The sequence below is a fragment of the Bradyrhizobium ingae genome, assembly GCF_055791185.1.
Window position 1 is genome coordinate 292,709 of the sequence record NZ_JBVUBB010000003.1, and the last position, 25,406, is coordinate 318,114.

The window sequence follows — 25,406 nt, forward strand, 5'->3', positions numbered from 1 at the left end:
GCTGTTGCCTAGCCGAGCTGAAGCACCAGATGAACGGTCTGCGGGTCACGGCGCGCGGCCGGTTTGAAGCCGGACCTTTCGAATACGCGCAGCATTGTCGTATTCTCGGGGAGGACTTCTGCCGTCAACTCCTGCAGTCCGCCGTCGCGCGCGATCTGGATGAGGTGCCGCATGAGGAGCGATCCCAGCCCGCGCCCCTGGTATGAGTCGATTACGACGAAGGCCATTTCTGCGACGCCCGGCTCGAACACGATGAATCGGCCACCACCGACAATCATCTCTCCGTCACTGCCACGGACAAGTGCAGCGAGCGCGACGTGATTTTTGAAGTCGACCTGCATGAAGAAGGCCCGTTCCTTGTCGGAGAAGTGGCGCTTCATGGCAAAGAAACGCCGCTGCAGAGACTGCGGGCTTGTCTGCTCGATCGCGGCCAGCATCTGCGCCTCGTCGTCCGGCCGCAGTGCCCTGATCTCGACCGGGCTCCCGTCCTTCAGAAGCTCCCGGGCTGAATAGTTTTCCATATCTGCCATGGGGCGTCCCGATACCGCCTCTCGGACGTGATCGCCGAGCGTCATATCTCGACATCGCTTTAAGGGGGCCCCGATGTTGACCTAGATCAACGCTCGCCGGCGGCCCCGCACCTTGAATGACGCAGCGCGACAGCGAGGTCGGAACATGTCCATGGACAAAGCACAGCAACTGGACAAAGCACAACTGGACAAAGGACAACTGGACAAGCCACAACTTCCCGGCGGCCCCATGTCTGGGCTGGTTGCGTCGGCCGTCGAATATCTGGTGGATGCGGGCCAGCGCAGCGTGCTCTTTCTGGACATCATGCGCCAGCGCGGTGACCAATACCGGGAACATGTCGCACAGACGGCGCCGCACGTGCTGCAATATGCCGCCGAATTGATCGTGGACGGCCGCAAGCTGGACGAGCCGGTCAATTACGCGTTGGTGCGCATCGTTCCGCCCAAGGGTGTCGAAATCGACATGAAACGGCGGCCCTTCATCGTGGTCGATCCACGTGCGGGCCACGGGCCGGGCATCGGCGGTTTCAAGGCCGACAGCGAGATCGGTGTCGCGATGAAGGCGGGACACCCCTGCTATTTCATCGGCTTCCTTCCCGAACCGATGCCGGGACAAACCATCGAGCGCATTGCGCGCGCCGAAGCGCTGTTCATCGAGAAGGTGATCAGCCGCCATCCCGACGCAGACGGCAAGCCCTGCGTGATCGGCAATTGCCAGGCCGGATGGGCGGTCATGATTCTGGCTTCGCTGCGACCCGAACTGTTCGGGCCGCTCGTCATTGCCGGCGCGCCTCTCGCTTACTGGGCTGGCGTGCACGGCAAATATCCGATGCGATATTCGGGCGGGCTGCTCGGCGGAAGCTGGCTCACGGCGCTTGCGAGCGATCTGGGCGGCGGCAAGTTCGATGGCGCCTGGTTGGTGCAGAACTTCGAGAACCAGAATCCATCGAACACGCTCTGGACCAAGCAATACAACGTCTATTCCAGGGTTGACACCGAGGCGGATCGCTATCTCGAATTCGAGCGCTGGTGGGGCGGGCACGTCAACCTCAATGCGGAGGAGATCCAGTTCATCGTCGACGAGCTGTTCGTCGGCAACAATCTCGCGGCCGGCAAGATCGAGATGTCCGACGGCAGGAAGGTGGATCTGCGCAACATCCGCTCGCCGATCGTGGTGTTCTGCTCCAACGGCGACAACATCACCCCGCCGCAGCAGGCATTGCACTGGATCCTAGATTGCTATGCCGATGTCGATGAGATCAGGGCCTATGGCCAGACGATCGTCTATACCGTGCACGAGAGCGTCGGCCATCTCGGCATCTTCGTATCCGGCGGCGTCGCCAAGAAGGAGCACGCGGAATTCTCGAGCAACATCGATCTGATCGACGTGCTGCCGCCGGGGCTCTATGAGGCCACGTTCGAGGCGAGGGGGTCCGAGACCGTCAACGCCGACCTCGCGACCGGCCAGTGGATCATGCGCTGCGAGGCGCGGACACTCGACGATATCCGCGCCATGGGCGGCAATTCGCCCGAGGATGAACGGCGGTTTGCCGCCGCCAAGCGCGTCTCGGAACTCAACCTCGCGGCCTATCAAAAGTACGTACAGCCCTGGATCAAGGGCATGGTGACCCCGCAAATGGCGGAGTTGGCGCGCAACCTGCACCCGCTTCGGCTGCAGTATGAAGCTTTCAGCAGTCAGAATCCGTGGATGTCGGCGGTAAAGTCGGCAGCCAACGCGGTCGAGGACAAGCGCAAGCCGGTCTCGAAGGACAATCCGTTCCTGGCGTTCCAGGAACAGATGTCCAAGCAGATCGTTCACGCGCTGGATAGCTGGCGGGATTCGCAGGAGGCGCTGAGCGAAGCCATTTTCCTGAATGTCTATGGTTCACCGGCCTTGCAGGCGGCCGTCGGCGTCGATCCGAACGCCGAGCCATCCGGCCGGCGGGAGATGACGGCCGAACACCGGGCGATGTTGGAGAAGAGGATCGCCGAACTGAAATCGAAGATCGGCGAGGGTGGTCTTCGCGAGGCTGCGATTCGCGCGCTGCTCTACGTCGGCTCGGCGCGCGGCATGGTGGATGAGCGAAGCATCGAGGCCTTGCGCCAGGTTCGGCGCGACCATTCGGGACCCCGGATGACGCTGGCCGAATTCAAGATGCTGGTTCGCGAGCAATTCTTCATGTTGCTGCTCGACCGGAACGGAGCCTTGGCTGCGATCCCGAAGATGCTGCCCGACGACGTCAATCAGCGGCGCGGAGCTTTCGCGGCGATGCGCGAAGTGCTGTCCGCGAGCGAGGACATCACGGGCGAGCGGGCAAAACGGTTGAAGCAGGTTGCCGGACTCTTCGGTGTCGGTGAGGAAGGCGAGTCGAACGTCGCCCCTTTCGATTCCAAGGCAAAAGCGTCGTAGCCAAAAGCGTCGTAGCGCAGATTGGCAGAATTGGGAGTAGCACCATGGCGGCCGAGACGACGCAAACGCAAGCAGGCAGCAAATACGATCGTCTGATCGCGGCCGCCAAGGCCGCGCCTCCTACGCCGACCATCGTGGTCCACCCCTGCGACGAGACATCGCTGCGCGGCGTTGTCGACAGTGCAATCGCGGGCATCATCCGGCCGCTGCTGGTCGGTCCGGAGCGGAAGATCAGGGAGACGGCGAACCGGTTCGAGCTCGACATCGCCGGGTTCGAGATCGTCGATGCGCCGCACAGCGATGCGGCTGCAGCCAAGGGCGTCGAATTGATCCACGAGGCCCGCGGTGAACTGTTGATGAAGGGCAGTCTTCACACCGACGAATTGATGCGCGCCGTTACAGCCAAGACCGGCGGCCTGCGCACTGACCGGCGGATCAGCCATGTCTTCGTCATGGACGTGCCAGCCTATGCCGACACCATCTTCGTCACCGATGCGGCCATCAACATCTTTCCCGATCTCGACGCCAAGCGCGACATCATCCAGAACGCGATCGACCTCTACAATTGCTTCCGGAGTACGCCGCGGGTGGCGATCCTGTCCGCAGTCGAGACAGTCACGTCGAAGATTCCGTCTACGATCGAGGCTGCCGCGCTCTGCAAGATGGCCGATCGCGGCCAGATCACTGGCGGCCTGCTCGACGGACCGCTCGCGTTCGACAACGCGATCGATATCGAGGCGGCGCGGATCAAGGGCATCAAATCGGAGGTCGCTGGCCGGGCACAGATTCTGGTCGTGCCTGATCTCGAGGCCGGCAACATGCTGGCGAAGAATCTCGCTTACTTCGCCAAGGCGGATAGTGCCGGTATCGTGCTCGGTGCTCGCGTCCCCGTCGTGCTGACGTCACGGGCCGACAGCCCACGTGCACGGATGGCGTCGTGCGCCGTGGCCGCGCTTTACGCCCATGCACGGCGCCAGAAGGCGCCGACAATTGCCGCGTGATTGCCATGGACACGATCCTCGTTATCAATGCCGGTTCCTCGAGCGTCAAGTTCCAGGTCTACTCGGTCGAGGGTGAGGGTACCCTTCGTCGGCAGATCAAGGGGCAGATGGACGGCATCGGCAGCCGGCCGCGTTTGCGGGCGAGCGGAGCAAGCGGCGATCCCCTGGCCGATCGCGCCTACCCGATCGAGGCGATTCCGGACGTTCCGGCCGCGATGCAGGTCGCGGGCGAGTGGCTCCGGAACGAAGCTCGCATCCATCCGCTGGCTGTTGGACATCGCGTCGTCCATGGCGGACCGGAATACGAGCGGCCGGTCCTGATCGATCACGCCGTGGTGGGGCGTCTGGAACGCTTTGTGCCGCTGGCGCCGCTGCACCAGCCGCACAATCTCGCACCGATCCGTTCGATCCTTGCCAACTTTCCTTCGCTTCCGCAGGTTGCCTGCTTCGACACCGCGTTCCACCGCAGCCATGGGCCGCTTGCCGATCATTACGCGATCCCGCATCAGCTGCATGCCGAAGGCGTGCGGCGATACGGCTTTCATGGACTTTCCTACGAATACATCTCGAAGACCTTGCTGAAGATCGCGCCCGACAGCGCGAAACGGCGGGTGATCGTTGCGCATCTCGGCAGCGGCGCCTCGATGTGCGCGATGAAGGGCGGGCAGAGCGTCGAGAGCACGATGGGTTTCACGGCTCTGGACGGCCTGCCGATGGGCACGCGTCCCGGTCAGATCGATCCTGGCGTGGTGCTCTATCTGATTTCCGAGAAGGGCATGTCGCCTGCGAAAGTTCAGGACTTCCTCTATCGCGACTGCGGATTGAAGGGGTTGTCCGGCGTCAGCAACGATATGCGAGAGCTGGAAACGAGCGCAGATTCGCGCGCCAAACTGGCGATCGACTACTTCGTCTATCGGATCGGCCTTGCCGCAGGCATGCTGGCGGCCGCTCTGCAGGGCCTCGATGCTTTCGTCTTCACGGCGGGCATCGGTGAGAACTCCGCGACCATACGTGCACGTGTCGCGGAGCAACTCGGCTGGCTCGGCGTTGCGCTCGATGCGGCCGAGAACGCGCGCCACTCGCGGCTGATTTCCCGGCCGAGCAGCCTCATTCCCGTCTACGTCGTGCCGACCGACGAGGAACTGATGATCGCGCAGCACACGCTGGCGCTGCTGATGAATGGTCAATCGCAAAATGCAAGATCTATGAGGGTGTCATGATTCCCGTTTATCCGGAGACGAAAGTCGCGCTGAAAGGGAAGAAGGGCTTGGTCGTTGGCATCGCCAACGATCAGTCGATCGCCTGGGGCTGCGCGCGGGCGTTTCGCGCGCTCGGTGCCGATCTCGCCGTGACCTATCTCAATGACCGCGCCAGGAAGCACGTCGAGCCGCTGGCGCAGGCTCTGGAGGCGCCAATCTTCATGCCGCTGGACGTGATGGTCGAAGGCCAGACCGAGCAGGTGTTCGAGCGGATCGCGAAGGAATGGGGTCAGCTCGATTTCCTGCTGCATTCGATCGCCTTCTCGCCGAAGGACGCGCTGCACGGACGCGTGGTCGACGTTGGCCGCGAGGGCTTTCTCAAGACCATGGAAGTCTCCTGCTGGTCGTTCCTGCGCATGGCTCACCTCGCGGAGCCGCTGATGAAGAATGGCGGCACCCTGTTCACGATGACCTATTACGGCAGTCAGATGGTCGTGGAGAACTACAACATCATGGGCGTGGCGAAAGCGGCGCTGGAAGCGGCCGTCCGCTATGCCGCAGCCGAGCTCGGACCGAAGGGCATCCGTGTGCATGCTATCTCGCCGGGACCGCTGGCGACGCGCGCGGCGTCAGGCATTCCGGAGTTCGACGAGCTCATGGACAAGGCGCAGTCGAAAGCGCCGGCACGCAGCCTCGTCAGCATCGATGACGTCGGCCATGCCACGGCTTTCCTGGCGCTTGACGGTGCCAGGCTGATGACCGGCAGCGTTCTCTACATCGACGGCGGCTATCACATCATTGATTGAGGAGAGGCAGCGCCGCTTCGCAGGAGCCAACCTGGGCGGCCTGTTCAGCATCGGTCAGATCGGCTCACCTGGGCCGTGACAGCGTGTTTTTTTTCTGCACCGATTGGCTGGTCGCTTCTGACTTCCGATTGCGCTTGACGAGCTTCAGAAATGTCAACGGTACAGGCCCCAGCTCGTCACGACGCCTTGTGACCGCATGAAGTGTACGGCGCATGTTCGGACGCAGTTTGATCGCCACGAAACCTTGCCGATCCAACGGCAAGGCCAGTTCGGGCATGATGGTCAGCCCGAGCCCCTCGCTCACCATGCTGATCAGGGTTGCATTGTCGCGCACCAGGCACACGATGTCGGGATTGCTTGAGGCTGTCGCCAGGAGTTCCTGAACGAGCGTCTCGCACCCGCCCCCAGATAACAGCATGCGTTGCCCGTCCAAATCTCTAAGTGCAACCGATGATTTTGCGGCAAAGGCATGCCCTTGAGGTACCAGCACGACGTAATCATCCTGGAAGACAGGCAACGCGGCCAGCTCCGCGTGCGTGCGGCTGGTGAAGCCGATTTCAACGATCCCCGTCTGGACCCATGCGGTAACTTCGGGATCGGTTCCTTCGTAGAGCGTCACCGAAATATCGGGATGGGCAGCGCGAAGCTGACGAAGCCAGCCCGGTAACAAGCGTATCGCAGCACTCTGGACAACGCCGATACGCAAGTTGCCGCTCAGTGCGGCCGAGCGGCGGACGCTGCCTGCGAGGCGCTCGACCGCCGCCAGGACCGCGCGGGCCTCGGCCAACGCTGCAACCCCTGCGCTCGTCAACGTGACGCCATCGCGACCCCGCACAAGAAGCTGTGCACCGAGTGTCCGCTCCAATGCCGCCACTGCCTGGCTGACCGCTGATTGCGACAGGCACAGATGATCTGCAGCAATTGTGAAATTGCCTTTCTCCGCAACTCCGCAAAAGCACCGCATCTGGACCAGAGTGATATTAGGAAACAAGATAGTGCCTCATGCGTAGGATTAATTTGACTGATGCTATAGCGCCGACTAGCAATCCAGCAAGGCAATAAAAGCAGGGCTGAATTCTACGATGTCCACCGTTGAAGACGATCAATTGACTGTTGGTTTGGTCCAGATTGCGCCGGTCTGGCTCGAGCGCACGGCAACACTTGAAAAAGTGATCAATTATTGTGTGAAAGCGGCGCAGCGCGGCTGTGGTTTCGTCGCGTTTGGCGAGGCGCTTGCGCCCGGCTATCCCTTCTGGATTGAGCACACCGACGGCGCGCGGTTTGAGTCAAGCCTTCAGAAAGAGATTCACGCGCACTACCTCGATCAGGCGGTCCAGATCGAGGCCGGCCACCTTGAGCCGGTGGCCAAGGTTGCCAAGGAGCTGGGCCTTGCCGTGATGCTTGGGCTTATCGAGCGCCCGGCCGATCGTGGCGGCCACAGCGTCTATTGCTCGCGCGTCCATATCGGTAGCGACGGCAAGATCGCGTCGGTACATCGCAAGTTGATGCCGACGTACGAAGAGCGCCTGAGCTGGGCGCCTGGTGACGGCAACGGCCTCCAGGTACATCGCGTCGGCCCGTTCCATGTCGGTGGGCTCAACTGTTACGAAAACTGGATGCCACTCTCGCGTGCAGCACTTTATGCGCAGGGCGAAGATCTGCACGTCGCCCTTTGGCCGGGCAATTTGCGGAATACAGAGGGCACCACACGCTTTCTTGCCCGAGAAGGTAGGAGCTACGTATTAGCGGTGTCTGGCCTCATGCGGAAAAGCGACGTGCCGCTGAACAGTCCTGCAAGAGCAATGCTTGAAAAATGCCCCGACGTGCTGGCGAACGGTGGGTCATGCATCGCCGGACCGGACGGCGAATGGGTCGTTGCGCCTGTGACGGATAGTGAGGAATTGATCGTTGCAACACTTGATCAGCGGATCGTACGGCGCGAGCGGCAGAATTTTGATCAAGCGGGGCATTATTCGCGACCGGACGTGACACGCCTGGTGGTGAACCGTAGCCGACAAGCGATCGCATCGTTCAGCGCACACGCGGAATAGTGCTCGTGGGTATCGAGATCCATCATCTGCTCGACTATGAGCATCACCTTCCGACCGTTGCGGCATGGCAGCAGGCGGAGTTTGGCTATCTAAGCCCGAACGGCACCGTTGAGCAACGTGCCGAACGGCTAAGAAGCGCCATTGATAAAGCGCGGCTGCCGATCTCCCTCGTGGCGATCTCAAACGATGAGGGAGATCTCGTCGGCTCCGCAAATATCGTCGCGACCACGCTGACCCACAAACATCTCACGCCCTGGCTGTTGTCGGTGTTTGTGCCACGGACGCAACGCGGCAAAGGCATCGCCTCAAAGCTCGCTCTTGCTGCGATCTCGGAGGCGGATCGGCTCGGGTTCGACAGGATCTATCTTTTCACACCGAAGAATGAAGCCCTCTATGCGCGCCTTGGCTGGGAGACGTTCGAGCACACTGTGATCAACGGTGTCCCGGTTTGTCTGATGGCGAGAGCAACGCGACGAACCGAAGCAGACGCCGCCAGCGCCATAGGTCCAGTTGCAAGACTGGCTACCTAGTCCTGTCAGGAAAGGGTGGCTTGGCGGCTACCATGCTTCATCGAGCCCGAGATGCTCGAATACCTCGCGACGAAGCTCAACGAAGTGAGGATCGCCCCGATGGCGAGGATAGGGCTGGCTGTTGACGATTTCGGCCTTGATCCGCGCGGGTCGGTCGCTCAGCACGATAACGCGGCCGGCGAGCAAGAGAGCCTCCTCGACATCGTGCGTGACCAGCAGCGCCGTGAATCTCGAGCGCTGCCAAAGTGAAACAAGTTCCGCCTGCATCGCGATGCGCGTCAGCGAGTCGAGCTGGCCCAAAGGTTCGTCGAGAATGAGCAGCTTCGGGTCGTTGACAAGCGCTCGCGCCAGGGCCGCGCGTTGCGCCATGCCGCCGGAAAGCTGGTGCGGGTAGGCATTGGCGAAGCCCGTGAGCCCTACCAGACGCAACGCGCTTTCGACGCGTCCGCGATGAGTGCGCAGCAAGCCGCGGGCTTCCAGACCGAGCGCAACGTTGCTCCATACCGTCCGCCACGGATAAAGCGTGGGGTCTTGAAAAACGACAACGCGCGACGGATCGGGTGCGTCGATCTCCTTTCCCTCCGTTAGCAGGGAGCCGGCGGTTGGAGTGTCGAGCCCTGCGACCAGCCGCAGCAGGGTGGATTTTCCGCACCCACTCGGTCCCAGGAGAGCGACAAATTCGCCGCGGCCGACCTGCAGGTTGATGCGGTCCAATACCGGCAGGGGCTGCCCCTCGAAATTGAAGCGGTGGCTGACTTCGCGGAGAGTTAGCGTCGAGCCATGGATTGCGTGATCGCTTGCAATCGCCGCTACCATCGCACCAGACCCTTCTGCCAGGATAGCAGGCGGTCCCGCAAGCGAAACAGCAGCGTGATCAGCCCGGAGCACAAGAACGCCATGAGCAGCAGCGCGGCGTACATATTGGCGTAGGCCGCCCAACCCTGTGCCCATTGCAGATACCAGCCGAGCCCCGCCTTCACGCCCAGCATTTCGGCGACGACAAGAACCGCAAACGAGTTCCCCAGACCCATAAAAAGCCCAACGAAGACATGCGGCATTGCCGCCGGAATTGCAACCTTGAGCACGAGGAAGCGCTGGGTTGCACCCAATGTCCGCGCAATGTCGTAATAGGCGCTCTTCACGCCGGCGACGCCCGACCAGGTGAGCACGGTGACCGGAAAGCCGGTGGCGAGCGCAATCAGGAAAATGCTGGCGCTGAAGCTCGACGGGAAAACGAAAAATGCGAGTGGCAGCCAAGCCGTCGCGGGCAGCGGCCCGATGAACCGCAAGACTGGATGAATCCAATAGCCGGCGAGCGGCGACCAACCGATCGCCACGCCGGTCACGAAGCCCACGGTCGCACCGAGGACATAGCCAGTCGCGAGCAGACGAGCTGAGGCGAAGATGCCTTCGGCCAGCCGCTTCCAATCGTCGATTGCGACTTCGACGATCGCCTGCGGCGGCGGAAAAAACGGTAACGGCAGCCATCCGAGCTTTGCTGTGACGACCTCCCAGGCAGCCAAAAACATCGCGAGCGCGAACAGCCACGGAGAAAGCCGCTGGAGCCGCTGAAAAGCGACGAAACGAACACTCGCAAAGGCCGCAAAGGCAAGGGCAACGGCCAATGCGCCGCAGGCAATGGCGAAGGCGCCCGTGTAGGCCCAATCGCTTTCGAGCTTATCTGGCCAGAACGCAGTGAGCGCGGCGACCATGGACCACGCGGCGGCCACAGACAGGCCGCCGATCAACGACCGACTGGTCGAACTTTCAAAAAAGCCGAAAGCCGATTTCTCTGATGGCCTCGGCACTTCATCGATGACCGAGCTCACTGCGGATATTCCCAATCGGCTTAGCTTAGAACGTCAAGATAGATCCGCTCGGCGAACTTCGCAGGATCAGTGCTGCGCTTGATGACGTTCACTGCCTTGAGTTCATCTGTGTAAAGTAAAAGCTGCTTCTTGAGCACCATCCCGACGGGATGATTGTGGTGAGTATGGCTGCGATACATGGTGGCGAGATCCTCTATGGACCCCTTTCCGCCGTAGCCCGAATAGATTGCTGCGGCATCGGCCGGATCGTCGGCAACTCGGTCCGCCGCCTCCAGTATCGATCGTGTCAGGGCAGCCGCGACCGGCATTTCGTTGCGGGTGAGGCTGCCACGTATCGCGAGAACGCAGCAGGTGCGGTCGGCGAATTCGCCCGTCAAGTTCGTCGCGATCTCGTTGAGCTTGCCGTCCTTGAGCCACAGATAGGGCAGCGGGTCGATCTCGGCCAGCGCCTGTACTTCGCCCTTATCGACGGCAAGCGCGAGCAGATTGGCCGGATACTGGCGCCACTCCACCTCTTGGGCAGGGTCGATGCCCTTCTTGGCGAGATAGATCGAGAAGAAGTTCTTCGCCGGGCTGGCTTGATCGCTGATCGCGATGGCCTTGCCGCGCAGGGAGTCCAGGCTGTCAATGTTCGCAGCCTTGGAGCCGAGGAGGCGGATGCAGCCGCCATGCACACCAGCGGTCAGCCGAACGTCGAAACCTTGTTCCAGCGGTTTGAGCCAGCGCAGGGCCAATCCCAAACCGGCATCCGCCTTGCCAGTTGCAATCGCCTCCAACAACTGGTCGGTCGAACCGCCGAAATTGACGAAATCGACATCGAGGTTGTGCTTGGCGAAGATACCCCGTTCTTTTGCGACCGGCGCAGCGACCGTGCACGCCGCATTCGCGTTCCAGGCGAGTTTGAGTTGGCGGGGCGGGCCCTGCAGCTCTTCACCGTTCGCTGCGACCCGGCAAATCAGTGGCTCGCCAGCAATATAGGACAGCGATCCAGTCCCGGATGCCGTCAGCGCGCGAGCCGCTCCGAACATACCAAACGGCGCCGCGGCGCCGAGCGTGCAAGCCAAGGTTAGCACCGAGCGGCGGGAGAACGCACCTCGCTGCGCTTCGGACAGATCTTTCGTCGAGCTGTTGTCAATTTCGCGCTTTTCCATGTGTTGCTCCCAAACTCGCGTGTGAATGGAATAAACCCATCGGAACCGGGTGGCGCTTTGCGGAGCCTTAGCTCGCTTCTCTTTTTCTTTCTTGTTTGGGCATCATCCGAGCCCGTTGGCTACACAGGTGTGAAGCACTTCACACTAACGCAAAAAATTGGAAGGAGATAGCTGCGCGACGATTGAGGCTCTCGTCAATCGTGTTGACCTACTGGCGGCAAGCAGTACGGGTTGGGTTCCGCGCTCTTGATCGAGGTCGACCTTTCGCGTCGCTTGCTTGATCGCGGGGATGCCATCAATGTTGCGCCGGGACCATTCTTACGAGGAGGTCGCATGATTACCGCCATTGTACGATACAAACTACCGCCGCAGATCGACTACGCCGCGTGCCGCGAGCACTTTCACAAGATCGCACCCAACTTCCGCGAGGTGACGGGGCTGATCAGCAAGCACTTCATCTGGTCCGAAACCGGGGTTGCTGGCGGCGTGTACCAGTGGGAGCGCATCGAGGACGCCAAGGCGTTCTACAGCGGACCGTGGCTCGATGGCATCATCCAGCGCTACGGCGTGAAGCCGCAGATCGATTTCTACGAGGTCTTTGCGGTGACCGACAATGCGCGCGACAAGGTTGAGCTGTTCAAGGCGGCCAGCGATGATCGTGTGACGCGCGACGCGCCGTTCGGACAAGCTCGTTGAATCTCTCGGACTCCACGGCAGACGAAACCAATGGCGGAGCATTCATCTGCCCAACGGCCAGCGAGATCGTCCACGGCTGCACGAGGCTCTGATTTGACCGATGGGCCAAGTGTTGCTGCCCGAAGGCGTCATGCCGACAACCGCAAGTCTACTTTGTATGGGGTTGTTTTTCAGTTTTTGTTTTCAGCGGTAATGCAGGGCGATCAGCTCGGCGACGCAGGCGGGCTTCTTGCCACCCTCGATCTCGATCACGAGGTGATAGTTCACGCGCAGGCCGTCGGGCGGCACGTCCTCGGCCTCGGCGACGGTGACGCGGCCGCGCAGTCTTGAACCTGCGGGGACGGGAGCCAGATAGCGTATCCGGTCTGCGCCGTAGTTGAGGGTGTTGCGCAGGCCTTTCAGGCCGATCACCGAGCGGATGAAGAGCGGTGCGAGTGCCAGCGACAACAGCCCGTGCGCGATGGTCTTGCCGCCCGGCATCTCCTTGCTCGCGCGCTCCTGGTCGACATGGATCCACTGCTCGTCGCAGGTCGCCTCGGCGAACTGATTGATGCGATCCTGGGTGATCTCGATCCAGTCGCTGGCGCCGATCTCGGTGCCGACGGCGGATTTGATCTCCTTGAAATCGCTGAATACCCGCATGGTCCGACCTCGTCAGATCTTCATTTCCGGTACGTTGTCGGGAACGGCGAGCTCGGCATCCGTCACGGCCATCACTTCGCCTACGCTCACACCTGGCGCGGTTTCGAGGAGCGTCGCCCTGCCGTCGGGAAAGCCGATCACGGCCATGTCGGTAACGACGAGGCTTACCGGCCGCGCCGACGTCAGCGGCAGTGTGCACTTGGCGACGATCTTCGACTTGCCCTTGGCCGCGTGCTGCATGGCGACGATCACGCGCTTGGCGCCGCTGACGAGATCCATCGCCCCGCCCATGCCCGGCACCATCTTGCCGGGGATCATCCAGTTGGCGAGGTGGCCGTGGGCATCGACCTGAAGGCCGCCGAGCACGGTGACATCGACGTGGCCGCCGCGGATCAATCCGAACGACATCGCGCTGTCGAAGGTGCAGGCGCCGGGCAAGGCGCTGATTGGGCGGCCTCCCGCGTCCGTCAGCGTCGGATGGGCCATGCCTTGCTCCGGGATCGGGCCGGTGCCGATGAGGCCGTTCTCCGATTGGAAGAACACCTTCAGATCGGGCGGAACGTAGTTGGCGACCAGCGTCGGGATGCCGATGCCGAGATTGACGAGATTGCCGCTCTTCAGCTCCTTGGCGACGCGCCGGGCGATGATGGTCTGTGCATCCATGATCTCACCCGTTCGTAATGAGGAAATCGACGAGCGGCGCCGGCGTCACGACGTGATCGGGCGCGATGACGCCGACCGGCACGATGTTGTCCGCCGTGACAATGACGGTGTCGGCGGCCATCGCCATCACGGGATTGAAATTGCGGGAGGTGAGGGCGTAGGAGAGGTTTCCGAGATAGTCGGCGAGAAAAGCATGCACCAGCGCGAACTGCGCCCGCAGCGCAGTCTCGAGCAGGAACGGCTTGCCGTCGACCTCGATCTGTCGCTTGCCTTCGGCAACCAGTGTGCCGACCCCGGTCGGGGTCAGAACGCCGCCGAGTCCGCATCCGCCCGCGCGAATGCGCTCGACGAACGTGCCCTGGGGAACGAGATCGACAGCGATCTGGTTCGCCAGCATCTGCTGCTGCGCTTTCGGATTGAGGCCTATATGGGTTGCCGTCAGCCGCGAGACCAGCGCGGCATCGAACAGCTTGCCGACGCCTTTGCCGGGTGTGGCCGCGTCATTTGAGATCAGCGACAGCCCCGTCTTCTGCTGCCGGACGACTTCATCGAGCAGGCGCTCCGGTGTCCCGACACCCATGAACCCGCCGACCATGACGCTCGCGCCTGCCGGAATCATTGCAACGGCTTCTTCGACGGAAACGGCCTTCATGGCGGCAACTCCGATGCGACGCGAGGGCAGCAGCGGGTGGATGTTTGCCGGCCGTCACCGCGGTGCTTTGATTTGCATCAAGGATTCTCGTCATTTGAATCGCCGACGGCGATGCCGACGCTCTGCAGCATGTCGCGCCACAGCTTGCGCACCTCGGTGTGACGCCGTTCGAGCGCGGTGTTGACGGCGTCGCGAAATGGCACGAGGTCGGGACCCTTCAGCGACAGGATTTGTGCCTGGAGCAGGCGGCTGCTTTCGAACTCGATACGGCGCAGTGCCATTGCGAACGGATCCTCGGGATTTGCTTCGGCCGGCAACAGTGCTGCGGGCCGGATCGCCGCATGAACGGCGTGGGCGAGCGTCGCAAGACCGGCTGCCACTGCCAGGGGCCAGTCCGAAATTTCGTAGACCGGTGCCGGAAACCAGGCGCTTTCCCAGGCTACGGTCATATAGCCAAGGCCCGGGTCAGGCGCCCAACTCGTCGCGCGCATCAGCAGCGAGACGATCTCGGTCTCGCGGAAGAGCTGCGTGTTCAGCTCGGTCTGCCAGGCGGATTCGAGCTTTGTCGGCAAGGTAAATGCGGACTGTCGCGCCAGCGCACCGTGGGCGGAGATAAGGAATGCGGCGACACGCGTTTGCTGGTGGGGTGGCACGCGCCCCTCGGCATCGAGTGGTCCGAAGAAGCCGGTCATGGCGCGGTCCTCTGCACCGGAATCGCGCGCATGTGATCGTAACCTGCCGGGAACGGCATGAGCTCGCCGCCGGGCTCTTCCGGCGCGACCCAGACCGCCTTGTTGCCCTGCCACCGTCCGGCGAGAACATCTTCGGCGAAGCGCGCCAGCAGATCGGCGGTGAGGGTGCCCTTCTCGAGCGTGAAGGCGTGATAGGCCCGCGGGATGATCACCAGCGAGCTGTTGGGGATTTCGACCCGCAGGGTCTCGTGCAGGGCCCGCGGCGTCAGGAAGTCGAACTCGCCGTTCAGGATCATGGTCGGGAGCGTGATCGAGGAGAGCTTCGGCGTCAACGGCTGGAAGTCGAGAAAAGACTCCATCAGGTTCTGGAGCGCGTAGACATCGTTGACGAGCCAGCCCTGCCGCTTGACGCTGTCGAGCTTGCCCAGAAGCGGCTTCAACCACTGGTCGGACAGGTTCATCGGCAGCAACAGGTCCTGGAGATAGCCGGTGCCACCCAGGATCAGGCCGGTGCGCAAGGCGCTGCCGATCAGCTGCAGCTGTGGGGACATCTCAGCAAAGCAGCTCATCGGCACCAGGCCGGTGAGCCGCTCGCCGTGCTCGATCGCGTAGCGCAGTGCAATGAGTCCGCCGAAGCTGATGCCGCTGAGGAAGATCGGGCCACCGCCGAGCTCATCGATTAGGCAATGAAGCGCGGTAACCTGATCGTCCTGATTGATGAACAGGGCCGGTTTGTCCGAGCCGCCCTGGCCGAGCAGATCGAAAGTCGCCACGCGGAAATGTCGGGCGACAAGAGCTTCGCGATAGGCAGCCCAGAGCTCGGCATATTGCGTGAGACCGTTAACCAGAACATAGGCGGGGGCACCCGGCGGCCCTTCGAGCTCATAGCGTATCCGATATGAGCCGTGACTGAGGAAGGGCATTGCGACGACCGGCTGCCGTGTCTGATCGCTGCGATCTTCAATCTCCGGTCAGGGATTCCATTGAGCTAAATCAAAGCTCTTCCGGGTGACGTGACTAGCGTTTTCGCAAAACACCGCCAGGAGGAATCCGCCATGACCGGGAGAGATCTGCTCAAACGTTGCCTCCTCAGCCTGATCGTGTTGCTGGTCGGCACGGCGCTCGCTGTCGCGCAACCCTTCACCCGCCGCTCATCGCAGATGCAGCATGATGGGCTGAAGAAGACCTACGAGATCGCCAACTTCCGCCTCGGCGGCAAGTATGATCTGTCCGATCCGTCCAAATGGGAAAATGGCGGCGAAGGCGGCGTGACGCTGGAATCGCTCGGTGCCGGCAAGCTGCGCGCCTCGTACATCGCGATCGGCAAGGCGCGGCGCAATGCCAATGACGAGATCACAAACGCCGTCGTCATCAACTCGTACTACTCCGGCGACTCCACCGACATGTTCGAGCAGTGGGTCAAGGGCGCGGCCTTGTCAGGTGGCGTGCCCATCATCGGGCCCGGCCGGCCGATCGATACCGATCGCTACTTCGTCATCATGGTCGATCCGCTCGGCACCTGGGGCGACAGCAAGCCCTCCGACGGATTAGGGGTGAAATTCCCGCAATACAGCTACTTCGACATGGTGCAGGCGAACTACCGTCTGCTGCGCGATCATCTGAAGGTCGCGCGCGTGGCGCTGGTGACCGGCGTCTCCATGGGCGGCACGCAGACCTATGTCTGGGGCGTGATGCATCCGGAGTTCATCAACGCGCTGATGCCGATCGGCGGCACCACGCAATCCGATGCCGGCGACCCCGTCGGCAACTGGACTTTCCAGATGATGACGGCCGCAATCGAGTCCGACCCCGTGTGGCAGTCCACGAACGGCGATTACTACAAGTTGCCCAAGGAAGAGCACCCCATGCCGGGCGTTGCATTCGGGTGGTCCATCCTTGGAATGACCGGGTACGACTTTGGTTATCGCACGACCCAGAATTTCACCGCAGTCCAGCCCGAGATATTCTACTGGGATCCGCCCAATGAGAAGGCGGGATTGAACGTTACCAACCGTGCCAAACTCTATGACGCCGTCGATCTGGTTTGGCGCAACCGGGTCGGGGAAACTCACAACATCAATGCCGATCTCGGCCGCATCCAGGCGCGTACGCTGGTGATGCACATCACCAACGACCTCTGGCTGAACTTCAAGCTCGCCCAGCAGGCCGTCGATCGGGTGCCCGGTGCAGACCTCATCGCCGAGGAAAGTCCGGTTGCCCATTATGGCGTCTTCCCTCTCATCAACAACCGCAAGAACGATCCGAAGTTCGTCGCCTTCATGGATGACGTCGCGAGCCTGGACCGCGCGCAACAATTCGTCGACAAGAACTATCGCGTGCCAGGTGTTGCCGAGAACATCGATCCCACGAAATCGTTCTGGAAGGATTTCGTGACCTATCCCTATCCAGTCAAATTCGCCAACGCCAAGGACAAGAGCGGCAACTCCTGGCAGATCGGCTACATGGATGAATATGCCGGCACCGCCAAGGATCCGAAGGTCCTCGTGATCATCCACGGCAAGGGCGCGTTCGGCGGGCACTACGGCAATATCATGCAATACGCCTTGCGTAGCGGCCTGCGGGTGATCGTGCCCGACCTGCCGCATTACGGCATGTCCGGACCCGGTAATCTCGACAAGAGCCCGGCCCGCACCATGCAGGACATGCGTGAGGTGATCTACGACCTCGTCGTCAATCAGCTCGGCGTCAAGAAGGCCTACTATCTCGGCCATTCGCTCGGCGGCCAGTTCGTGATGGGTTACGCCCTGACCTGGCCGGATACGGTGCAGGGTCTTGCACTGGAGGCGCCGTCGGGCCTCGAGGAATATCCGCGCGATATCACGGTCGCCAAGGACAAGAAGCTGCGCCTGTTTGATCCAGCGTTCGACCACGACTTTGACAAGTGGAAGGCGACCTGGGACCAGACCGGAATCCTCGCTGCCGAGAAGGCGCGCGATGAGCAGAGCATCCGCGACTTCTTCTACTTCAAGAAGCGTGATCCGAACACCGGCGCGGTGTCGGCGGCCAAGAGCGGTTACTTCTTCAGCGACAGCGAATATGCCCGCTTCCACACCGAGCAGCGCGTTGGGCTGACCAAGGGCAATCCGAAGGAGCTCGAGCAATGGTGCAACGTCTTCATCTACGACATCTACACCATCGGCGCCGAACTCCAGCAGGATGACCCGAAGAACCTCTACGAGCGGCTTACCCAGATCAAGGCGCCGATCTTCCTCGCATTCGGCGACAAGGAACCCTTTATCCCGACACCCGCGTTCAACGGGCTGACGGATCTGGGGCGCGACGTCATCTCGCCGTTCATGACGAGGATGACCAATGCCGGAAACCGGCCGATGCTCAAGATCTATCCGGAAACCGGACATTTTATCCATACGGACAATCCGGTCGAGTTCTCGGTCGACGTCGTGGACTTCGTAACCAAGGGTAGCGTCGATACGTCGTCGCCGCTCGGCATCGACCGCATGATCAAGGGCGCCGTGGTATCGGCCTTGCCGGTAGCACCGACCCCGGCTGGTGCCGCGCCGACGGCCGGCCTGAACAAGTAGGCCCGCTCATGCCAAGGGTGCAGGCGGGCGAGGTTCAGTTGAGCTGGCGAGAGTGGGGAGAGGGCGACGTCACCGTCGTCTTCATCCACGGCAATCTCGCCAGCAAGGACTGGATCGAGCTCGCCGCGCCGATGTTCCCTTCAGGCCTGCGCGTGATCGGTATCGATTGGCGAGGCTGCGGCGACAGTGACCGGCCGAAGCCCAAGGTCGACTATTCGAACTACTCGATGCAGCAGCATGCGCAGGACATGCTCGCGGCGCTCGATGCGCTGGGCGTCAGCTATTGCCACCTTGCCACGCATTCGACCGGTGGCATCATCGCGGCGCGAATGCTCTTGATGCAACCGCAGCGCTTCGGACGCGTGTTCGCGCTCGATCCGGTGACGCCGCTCGGCTTGGCTTTCAATGCCGATCAGATCGGGCTTTTCCGCGCAATGATGGCGAGCAAGGAGCTGACGCGGACCGTGATGGCGACCGCGGCCTCCTCGCTGTTCGTGCCCGAGAGCATGGCGCCAAACGAAACTCCCCGGTTCCGCGCGGGCGTAGGAGAAATCCAGACTTTGTTCGACCGGATCATCGAACAGACCTTCGGCGTCTCTGAAGGCATCTGGATCGGAACGCCCATAAACCTCACCAAGGAAAAAGAGAGCCGGGAGCTGGAGCGCCGCATGGCGGAGATACCGCATCCGCATCTCGTCCTGTGGGGCGAATGGGACGGCTGGATCCCACCCGTCGACCTGCGCGCCATGGCCGAGGCGATGCCGGACTGCCGGCTGGTGGTCGTGCCCCGCGTTGGGCATTCTATGAATCTCGAGCTGCCGGCTCTGTATGCCGGCTATTTTGGGGCTTGGTTCGGCGGGCTAGCGGCATAACCCCTAAGGAGCAACATCATGGCGGACATCCCATCGACCGAGAATATGCGCGCAATGCTGAGCGAAGCGCTTGGTCGTCTGCGCAAGGCCAATGCCGAATATTTTGAGCTGCTCGAGAAGGGCCTGAGCTCCTCGCCGCTGCCGATCGCGGGCCACGCCAAGGAGTTCTGCGATCACATGCAGCGCAACGTCATCGCGACTTTCGATCTCGGCGACAAGCTCATCCAGGCCAAGGACATGCAGGAAGCGCTCAAGATCCAGTCCGAGTTCTTCCAGGACCAGATGCGCTCCCTGACCGACCAGGCCAGAGGCATGGGCGAGTCCGCGATGAAGGCGGCAAGCGGCATGTTCACGCCGAAGGCATAGGCGAAGTCTCATCCAGCCCCTCCGCCATCCGGCGAAACGTGAGAGGATGATGGCGCTTCAATTCCTGGCCGGTACCATCATCAGCCTCGTCAACATCATGATTCACGCGCTGGTGACCGTTGGCGCCATCGGCATCGCGCGTAGGGCGGGGCTGCGTCACTCAACGGGAGCACGGTTGCATTTGATGGCGGTCATGGTCGCAACCGCGGCTGCCCTCATGGTGGCGCACACGCTCGAGATCCTCGTCTGGGCGCTCGCATATCTGGTGGTTGGTGCGGCGCCCGCCGGGAGCGAGTTCCTCTATTTTGCCTTCGTCAATTATACCACGCTCGGCTACGGCGATATCACGCCTGTCCCGGACTGGCGGTTGCTCGGCCCGATGACTGCGATGAACGGCATCCTGCTGTTCGGCTGGTCAACCGCCGTGCTGTTCGAGGTGTTGCGCAAGACGCTGGAGCATCTCGCCGCGATCAACGCCAAGGGTTTCAGTTCTGGAGATCGAGACTAGCAAGCTGCTGGCGGTCCAACAGCACGATCTGTCGCTGGGTGTTGCCGACGAAGCCGAGGATGCCGAGCTCGTGCAGGTGCGATATCGCCCGCGAAACCGTCTCAAGGGTGAGGCCGAGATAGTCGGCGATATCGCGCCGCGACATCGGCAAGGCCAGGACTCCGGCGGCAGTCAGTCGCGTATCCATCTCGATCAGGAAGGCCGCGACCCGTTCCAGCGATGTCTTGCGGCCGAGCAGCAGCATGTGATCTTCGGCATGCTGCAGATTGGTCGTGGTCATGCGGAGCAGGCTCTTGGCCACCACCGCGTCGCTCTCGGCTACCGTCTCCAGGCTCTGCCGCCTGATCAGGCGCACGGTGGTATCGACGACAGCTTCTGCGGTGAAGCGATGCGTACGGCCATTCTCGAGCCCGAAGATATCGCCGGCGAGGTGAAACGCGCCGATCTGACGACGTCCGTCCGACAGCAGCTTGTAGCTGCGCACCGCGCCGGTCTTGACCTGGTAGATATACTCGGCGGGCTCCTTCTCGCCGTAGATCTCGTTGCCCTTCTTGTAGGTAAACTCGCTCAAACTGACGATCGGATTCGAATCACTGTTCATTCCGAGATCGTGCAGAGAGTTGGGGCGGGGCAGGGGATCGGTCGTGATGCGTACGAACATGGGCCAACTCCTCATCCATCGCTGAATTGGTCTCAGTCGATTCATGGCGAGGAATGTGCCGCGCAATCCCACTCCCGCTTGGGTTGCTTTACGACGAATGCGGCATTTCCAGCCATTGTCTCGAGGGCCATTGTACCAAAGGACAAGCGCTGCAATATCTTGCGCAGAGTGAGAAAAGGCGATTGTTATAAAATGCATTTGATACTCTTGGTACTACATCTTATGGATTGTTCGCTATGCCCGGTATCATCCATATGGACAACTTGATCGCCGGTTGACTCTGCGTCTCAGTGCGGCGGAAACTCCAATAGTCGTCGCGGCAAAGAGGTGAAATTGCCTGGGCTGGTGCACGTGGTCGACGACGACGCCTCGTTTCGGACGGCGATCGAACGCCGTCTGAGACTTGCTGGCTATGACGTCGCGACCTACGCGTCGGCGCAGGATCTGCTTGATCGGTTGCCTGACCCTGCCAAGCTGGGATGCGTTCTGCTCGACGTGCAGATACCGGGATTGAGCGGTCCAGAGCTGCAACGTCGTCTGATCGAGCTTGGCTCGATGCTGCCGATCGTCTTCCTCACCGGCCACGCCGACACGGCAACGACAGTGCGAGCCATCAAGGCGGGCGCCGAGGATTTTCTGACGAAGCCGGTCTCGTCGGAGCAATTGATCGATGCGATCGAGCGCGCCATGGCTCGGCACGAGACGGCACGCAGCGAGCGCAGCAAGCTCGACTCGCTCACGGCGCTGGTGGACCTACTGACTCCACGCGAGCGGCAGGTGTTCGATCTGATCGTGCGCGGCAAGATCAACAAACAAGTTGCTCACGAGCTCGGAACCACCGAACGCACCGTGAAGGCGCATCGCCATCAGGTGATGGAAAAGATGCAGGTTCATTCACTCGCGGAACTGGTTTCGATCGCCGAGCGCCTCGGCATGCTCGATCCCAAGGGCGATCGGCACGGCTAGTCGCTCCGCGCTGTCTGCCGGTTTCCAAAAGTAACTATACCTGGGGACAATATGAAGGCGCGGCAATGGCGTGTTCTGTGAAGCACGCACGCCTTGTAAGCGAACCTCGTTAGCAAGTCCTGCGAGCGGCGTTTTCACCTAGCCAACAAGAGGACTGTTCACGTGCCGACCCGCAGATCCGTGTTCGTTGTTGACGATGATGCGTCGGTGCGCATCAGCATCAAGCGGCTTCTGCGCGAGCACGGCTTCACGACGCTGCTGTTCGACTCCGCGGCCGCGCTGCTTGACCATGGTGAGTTCGAGAGCGCCATGTGCATCATCATCGATATCGACCTGGATGATCATTCCGGCATCGACCTGCGACGGAGGATCGCCGACAAGGGCGTATCGGCACCCGTGATCTATATCACCGGAAATGATTGCGAGAGTAATCGCTCGGCTGCGGTCGCATCCGGATGCGCGGCGTACCTGACCAAACCCTTTACCGCGCAATCACTCGTCGATCAGATCGAACGGGCTCACGAAAACAGGATCTAGACCGGTTTTGTCGGATCATTCCTCGATATCCTGCTCCAGCGTCTTTGCGGGCGCACCCTTGTGAATCGAAGCGAATTGCGCCAGGGGTATCGACGTCGTCAGCGCCAGAAGATTGGCATCGACGACCTCCAGGACCAGTGCTTTTCCTGCTTCCATCTCCCTGATGATCTTTGGATCTGCGACGTCAGCCGCGATGCAGGCGTTGGTGAGGCACCAGGTATAGGGCACCAGGTAGGGGCTACCCTGATCGACGGTCAGCTTGACGGGGTATTGCAGGTACATGCCAACGGGAACGAACAGTTGCAGCCGAGCCGTCCGGTCGCCTTCGCGCTCGATCAGGTCTGCCCGCATTGCCATTTGACCGGTCGGAAACTTTCCGGTGATCGATGTCCGGCACAACATCGGCGCACCGCCTGGCTTGAAGCAGAGCTTTTGCCAATCCCCGTAGGTGATGTCTTTGGCTTCGCGCTGGCCGCGCGTTGCGACTTCGGCTGGTTTGTCGATTTGCGCCTTCTTCCGCGTGGCCGCACCGGGCGTCGTGGCGACGCCGGCGATGGCGGCAACCAGGACGCCTGCGAGACAGTAACGAGCTTTTCCCATGGTTTCGTCTCCGAGCCTCGAACCATTCCGGTTATCTCTGCGCGTCAAGAAATGTCGTCACCAGCGGCGACCAGATCGGGGTCGTATCGGGCGAACCGATGAAGGCCGAAGGGCGGCAGCAAATGGTATTCGGCGTTGCCACCGGCGGCGACGAAAGCCTCGTGCATGCGTTTCGCCAGAACCGGCCCGAAGTAAGTGCCGCGGTTCATGATCACGAGCGGGAAGGGGCCGTCTCCCACCGGGCCTACCACGTAAGCGAACATCGGCAACGGCAGCGGCAGTGCCCAGATCTCCTCTTGAATGGGACGATCGTCGGCCGCAACGACGCTCGACGGCGCAAGCAGACCGAAAAACACAAACAGCAGCAGGGCTGTTAGGCTTCGTAAGGTTTGCTGACACATGGCTCAGCTCTCGGTGGAGATGATCCGCCTGGTGGTGCTCATTGAAGTACTTCCCCGGGGCGTGTTTGCAGGAAGTCAGTCCTGATAAGCGGCAGGATGCTTGATCCAGATCAATCCCTGCCGGCCGGATGACCATGCCTATGGTCGGACATGAATTCTCCGGACATCGCCGCCTCTCCGTCGGTTCGCCGCGACAAGACAGTCGACGTTGCGCGGTCGCCGGCTTTCGCCGGCCGCGGCTTTCTTGAAGCCAATACCCGGGTGATCCATGGCGTGATGGCCAACGCACAGACAGACAATCTTCTGCTATTGCGCGGCGAGGTTCAACGTGGTGGTGGGCGGCCATGACGGAGGTGCCCGGTCAGTTGACCAACTGGTTCAGGTTCTTCCCTCCGGTGCGATGGCTTGCCAATTATCAGGCGGCATGGCTGCGGCCGGACGCGATCGCCGGCATCACGCTCGCGGCTTATGCCATTCCGGTCTCGCTCGCCTATGCCGCGCTGGCCGGCCTGCCGCCACAGGTCGGCGTCTACGGCTATCTGCTTGGCGGCATCGGTTATGCGTTGCTTGGCTCGTCACGGCAGCTCGCTGTCGGCCCGACCTCTGCGATCTCGCTGATGATCGCCGGTACCGTGGGCGCACTGGCTGGCGGGGACGCGGTGCGATACGCGCAAATTGCAAGCCTCGCAGCCTTCGCGGTAGCGGTCCTGTGCTTCATCGCCTGGCTGTTCAAGCTCAGTGTTCTCGTCCGCCTCGTCAGCGACAGCATCCTGGTCGGCTTCAAGGCCGGTGCCGGCCTCACCATCATCATGAGCCAGTTGCCAAGTCTGCTCGGCGTCGCCGGCGGCGGTCACAACTTTTTCGACCGCGCCGTCAAGCTCGCCAGTCAGCTTGGTGAGATCAATCTCCTCATCCTGGCGATTGGCGCCGTCGCGCTCCTGCTCCTCCTGCTTGGCGAGCGCTTTCTGCCGGGACGGCCGGTCGGCATCACCATCGTGGCGCTGTCGATCGTCGTGGCGACACTCCTCGGCTTTGCGTCCCATGGCGTCCCCGTGACCGGCAAGATTCCCGAGGGGCTGCCGGCGATCGGACTGCCGACCTTTGGTCTTCTGGAATTTGACGATCTCTTTCCGCTCGCGGCAGGATGCGTGCTGCTGGCCTACATCGAAGGTGTCTCGGCCGCGCGCAGCTTTGCGGCCAAGCATGGCTACCCCCTCGACGTGCGGCAGGAGTTTCTGGGACTTGGCGCGGCGAACCTCGCCGCAGCGTTCGGTCACGGGTATCCCGTCGCCGGCGGCCTGTCGCAATCCGCGGTCAATGACAGCGCGGGCGCGCGGACGCCGTTGGCTTTGGTCATCTGCTCGGTGACGCTTGGCCTGTGTCTGCTGTTCTTCACGGGGCTGTTGACCAACTTGCCCAAGGCCGTGCTCGCGGCCATCGTGTTTGCCGCCGTCTACAGGCTGGTCGACATTCGCGCGCTGCTGCGAATGTGGCAGGTCAGTCGGATCGACTTCTACGCCGCGGCGATTGCGCTCGTGTCCGTGCTGCTGCTCGGCATCCTGCAAGGCGTCCTGCTGGCATCCATCGCCTCAATCTTTCTGTTGCTGGCGCGCGCCTCGCAGCCGAACGTGGCATTCCTCGGCCGGCTGCCCGGCAGTGGTCGTTACTCCGACAGCGCGAGACACCAGGGCGTCGAGCCGCTCGTCGGCGTCATCGCCTTCCGGCCTGAAGCCTCGCTGCTTTACATCAATGCCGAGACAATCCTCGATACGGTCCTGATCGCGCTCAAGAAGTCGTCGGACATCCGACTCGTCGCATGCGATCTCTCGGCATCGCCCTATATCGACCTCGCCGGCGCGCGCATGTTGTGCGATCTAAACGACGAGCTTGCGACGCGCCGGGTCGCTTTCTGTATCGTCGGTGCGCATGCGCAGCTGCGCGACCTGTTGCGGGCCGAAGGCCTGGCGGAGAAGACCGACAGTGGCCAGTGGTTGCGCTCGCTCGACAGCGTTCTGGGTGAGAGACAGCCCGACGCGAACCAAAGAACGTTCTAGTCTCCCGACTGGCTTCTTATCGCATG

General features: G+C 61.8%; 26 protein-coding genes and 1 pseudogene. 14 read left to right on the forward strand and 13 right to left on the reverse strand.

All coding sequences use genetic code 11. The annotated features are described in order from the left end of the window. Positions 1–8 precede the first annotated feature (8 nt). Positions 9–530, reverse strand: a complete 522-nt coding sequence (locus ACV1FX_RS06380) for a GNAT family N-acetyltransferase (RefSeq protein WP_473116839.1) — start codon at positions 528–530, stop codon at positions 9–11. A gap of 229 nt (positions 531–759) precedes the next feature. Here ACV1FX_RS06380 and ACV1FX_RS06385 point away from each other — a divergent pair, with 229 nt between their 5' ends. The 4 genes and pseudogenes from ACV1FX_RS06385 to fabI all read left to right on the forward strand — a co-directional run bounded on the left by ACV1FX_RS06385 (position 760) and on the right by fabI (position 5,946). Beyond that, complete coding sequence (locus ACV1FX_RS06385) at positions 760–2,940, forward strand: DUF3141 domain-containing protein (protein WP_473116705.1); 2,181 nt, start codon at positions 760–762, stop codon at positions 2,938–2,940. After that, positions 2,922–3,941 (forward strand): annotated as a pseudogene (locus ACV1FX_RS06390) (phosphate acetyltransferase); the annotation flags it as partial. The gene ACV1FX_RS06385 and the pseudogene ACV1FX_RS06390, both read left to right, overlap by 19 nt. Before the next feature lie 5 nt (positions 3,942–3,946). Beyond that, the gene (locus ACV1FX_RS06395; RefSeq protein WP_473116706.1) at positions 3,947–5,161 is read left to right on the forward strand and encodes an acetate/propionate family kinase; all 1,215 of its coding nucleotides are present in this window, start codon (positions 3,947–3,949) and stop codon (positions 5,159–5,161) included. After that, complete coding sequence (fabI, locus tag ACV1FX_RS06400) at positions 5,158–5,946, forward strand: enoyl-ACP reductase FabI (protein WP_473116707.1); 789 nt, start codon at positions 5,158–5,160, stop codon at positions 5,944–5,946. Before ACV1FX_RS06395 ends, fabI begins: the two co-directional genes overlap by 4 nt. Before the next feature lie 64 nt (positions 5,947–6,010). On the opposite strand, the gene ACV1FX_RS06405 is transcribed toward fabI, so the two are convergent. Continuing rightward, the gene (locus tag ACV1FX_RS06405) at positions 6,011–6,937 is read right to left on the reverse strand and encodes a LysR family transcriptional regulator (RefSeq protein WP_473116708.1); all 927 of its coding nucleotides are present in this window, start codon (positions 6,935–6,937) and stop codon (positions 6,011–6,013) included. A gap of 91 nt (positions 6,938–7,028) precedes the next feature. Between ACV1FX_RS06405 and ACV1FX_RS06410 the strand changes: the two genes are divergently transcribed. Then, positions 7,029–7,997 carry a carbon-nitrogen hydrolase family protein gene (locus tag ACV1FX_RS06410; protein ID WP_473116709.1) on the forward strand — a complete coding sequence of 323 codons (969 nt, stop codon included), beginning with the start codon at positions 7,029–7,031 and terminating at the stop codon, positions 7,995–7,997. A gap of 5 nt (positions 7,998–8,002) precedes the next feature. Then, the gene (locus ACV1FX_RS06415; RefSeq protein ID WP_473116710.1) at positions 8,003–8,527 is read left to right on the forward strand and encodes a GNAT family N-acetyltransferase; all 525 of its coding nucleotides are present in this window, start codon (positions 8,003–8,005) and stop codon (positions 8,525–8,527) included. A 27-nt stretch (positions 8,528–8,554) separates the two neighbouring features. Here ACV1FX_RS06415 and ACV1FX_RS06420 read toward each other — a convergent pair whose 3' ends face one another. From ACV1FX_RS06420 to ACV1FX_RS06430, 3 genes are all read right to left on the reverse strand, one after another. Continuing rightward, entirely contained in the window at positions 8,555–9,343 is a 789-nt protein-coding gene (locus ACV1FX_RS06420; RefSeq protein WP_473116711.1) for an ABC transporter ATP-binding protein, read from the reverse strand. After that, complete coding sequence (locus ACV1FX_RS06425; protein WP_473116840.1) at positions 9,337–10,275, reverse strand: ABC transporter permease; 939 nt, start codon at positions 10,273–10,275, stop codon at positions 9,337–9,339. The genes ACV1FX_RS06420 and ACV1FX_RS06425 overlap by 7 nt, the downstream gene beginning before the upstream one ends. 101 nt (positions 10,276–10,376) lie before the next feature. Continuing rightward, positions 10,377–11,507 carry an ABC transporter substrate-binding protein gene (locus ACV1FX_RS06430; protein ID WP_473116712.1) on the reverse strand — a complete coding sequence of 377 codons (1,131 nt, stop codon included), beginning with the start codon at positions 11,505–11,507 and terminating at the stop codon, positions 10,377–10,379. A gap of 246 nt (positions 11,508–11,753) precedes the next feature. On the opposite strand from ACV1FX_RS06430, the gene ACV1FX_RS06435 reads away from it, so the two are divergent. Further along, positions 11,754–12,203 (forward strand): hypothetical protein, encoded by a 450-nt coding sequence (locus ACV1FX_RS06435; protein ID WP_473116713.1) that lies wholly within the window; start codon positions 11,754–11,756, stop codon positions 12,201–12,203. A 183-nt stretch (positions 12,204–12,386) separates the two neighbouring features. Here the strand turns inward: ACV1FX_RS06435 and ACV1FX_RS06440 are convergent, their stop codons facing one another. The 5 genes from ACV1FX_RS06440 to ACV1FX_RS06460 all read right to left on the reverse strand — a co-directional run bounded on the left by ACV1FX_RS06440 (position 12,387) and on the right by ACV1FX_RS06460 (position 15,775). Beyond that, positions 12,387–12,845 (reverse strand): MaoC family dehydratase, encoded by a 459-nt coding sequence (locus ACV1FX_RS06440; RefSeq protein ID WP_473116714.1) that lies wholly within the window; start codon positions 12,843–12,845, stop codon positions 12,387–12,389. A gap of 12 nt (positions 12,846–12,857) precedes the next feature. Continuing rightward, a complete protein-coding gene (locus ACV1FX_RS06445; protein WP_473116715.1) occupies positions 12,858–13,508 on the reverse strand; it encodes a 3-oxoacid CoA-transferase subunit B in 651 nt (216 codons plus the stop codon). A gap of 4 nt (positions 13,509–13,512) precedes the next feature. Beyond that, entirely contained in the window at positions 13,513–14,160 is a 648-nt protein-coding gene (locus tag ACV1FX_RS06450; RefSeq protein WP_473116716.1) for a CoA transferase subunit A, read from the reverse strand. A 77-nt stretch (positions 14,161–14,237) separates the two neighbouring features. Further along, on the reverse strand, positions 14,238–14,852 hold the full coding sequence (locus tag ACV1FX_RS06455; RefSeq protein WP_473116717.1) for a hypothetical protein: 615 nt from the start codon (positions 14,850–14,852) through the stop codon (positions 14,238–14,240). Continuing rightward, positions 14,849–15,775, reverse strand: coding sequence for an alpha/beta fold hydrolase (locus ACV1FX_RS06460; RefSeq protein ID WP_473116718.1), 927 nt, complete (start codon positions 15,773–15,775; stop codon positions 14,849–14,851). The genes ACV1FX_RS06455 and ACV1FX_RS06460 overlap by 4 nt, the downstream gene beginning before the upstream one ends. Before the next feature lie 132 nt (positions 15,776–15,907). Between ACV1FX_RS06460 and ACV1FX_RS06465 the strand changes: the two genes are divergently transcribed. The 4 genes from ACV1FX_RS06465 to ACV1FX_RS06480 are packed head-to-tail and all read left to right on the forward strand — an operon-like array spanning position 15,908 to position 20,161. After that, a complete protein-coding gene (locus tag ACV1FX_RS06465; protein ID WP_473116719.1) occupies positions 15,908–18,415 on the forward strand; it encodes an alpha/beta hydrolase in 2,508 nt (835 codons plus the stop codon). 8 nt (positions 18,416–18,423) lie between these two features. Beyond that, a complete protein-coding gene (locus tag ACV1FX_RS06470; protein ID WP_473116720.1) occupies positions 18,424–19,287 on the forward strand; it encodes an alpha/beta fold hydrolase in 864 nt (287 codons plus the stop codon). Between the two features lie 18 nt (positions 19,288–19,305). Continuing rightward, positions 19,306–19,653, forward strand: coding sequence for a phasin (locus tag ACV1FX_RS06475; protein WP_473116721.1), 348 nt, complete (start codon positions 19,306–19,308; stop codon positions 19,651–19,653). Positions 19,654–19,702: 49 nt separating this feature from the next. Next, on the forward strand, positions 19,703–20,161 hold the full coding sequence (locus ACV1FX_RS06480; protein WP_473116722.1) for a potassium channel family protein: 459 nt from the start codon (positions 19,703–19,705) through the stop codon (positions 20,159–20,161). On the opposite strand, the gene ACV1FX_RS06485 is transcribed toward ACV1FX_RS06480, so the two are convergent. Beyond that, positions 20,139–20,822: a helix-turn-helix domain-containing protein gene (locus tag ACV1FX_RS06485; protein ID WP_473116723.1), complete on the reverse strand. Its 684-nt coding sequence runs from the start codon at positions 20,820–20,822 to the stop codon at positions 20,139–20,141. The genes ACV1FX_RS06480 and ACV1FX_RS06485 overlap by 23 nt on opposite strands. 333 nt (positions 20,823–21,155) lie before the next feature. Here ACV1FX_RS06485 and ACV1FX_RS06490 point away from each other — a divergent pair, with 333 nt between their 5' ends. Both ACV1FX_RS06490 and ACV1FX_RS06495 read left to right on the forward strand, forming a co-directional pair. Continuing rightward, entirely contained in the window at positions 21,156–21,788 is a 633-nt protein-coding gene (locus ACV1FX_RS06490; RefSeq protein ID WP_473116724.1) for a response regulator transcription factor, read from the forward strand. A 162-nt stretch (positions 21,789–21,950) separates the two neighbouring features. Next, the gene (locus tag ACV1FX_RS06495) at positions 21,951–22,325 is read left to right on the forward strand and encodes a response regulator (protein WP_473116725.1); all 375 of its coding nucleotides are present in this window, start codon (positions 21,951–21,953) and stop codon (positions 22,323–22,325) included. A 15-nt stretch (positions 22,326–22,340) separates the two neighbouring features. Here the strand turns inward: ACV1FX_RS06495 and ACV1FX_RS06500 are convergent, their stop codons facing one another. Both ACV1FX_RS06500 and ACV1FX_RS06505 read right to left on the reverse strand, forming a co-directional pair. After that, entirely contained in the window at positions 22,341–22,925 is a 585-nt protein-coding gene (locus ACV1FX_RS06500) for an invasion associated locus B family protein (protein WP_473116726.1), read from the reverse strand. 44 nt (positions 22,926–22,969) lie between these two features. After that, on the reverse strand, positions 22,970–23,326 hold the full coding sequence (locus ACV1FX_RS06505) for a hypothetical protein (RefSeq protein ID WP_473116727.1): 357 nt from the start codon (positions 23,324–23,326) through the stop codon (positions 22,970–22,972). Positions 23,327–23,670: 344 nt separating this feature from the next. Here ACV1FX_RS06505 and ACV1FX_RS06510 point away from each other — a divergent pair, with 344 nt between their 5' ends. Beyond that, positions 23,671–25,380: a SulP family inorganic anion transporter gene (locus ACV1FX_RS06510; protein ID WP_473116728.1), complete on the forward strand. Its 1,710-nt coding sequence runs from the start codon at positions 23,671–23,673 to the stop codon at positions 25,378–25,380. Positions 25,381–25,406 lie beyond the last annotated feature (26 nt).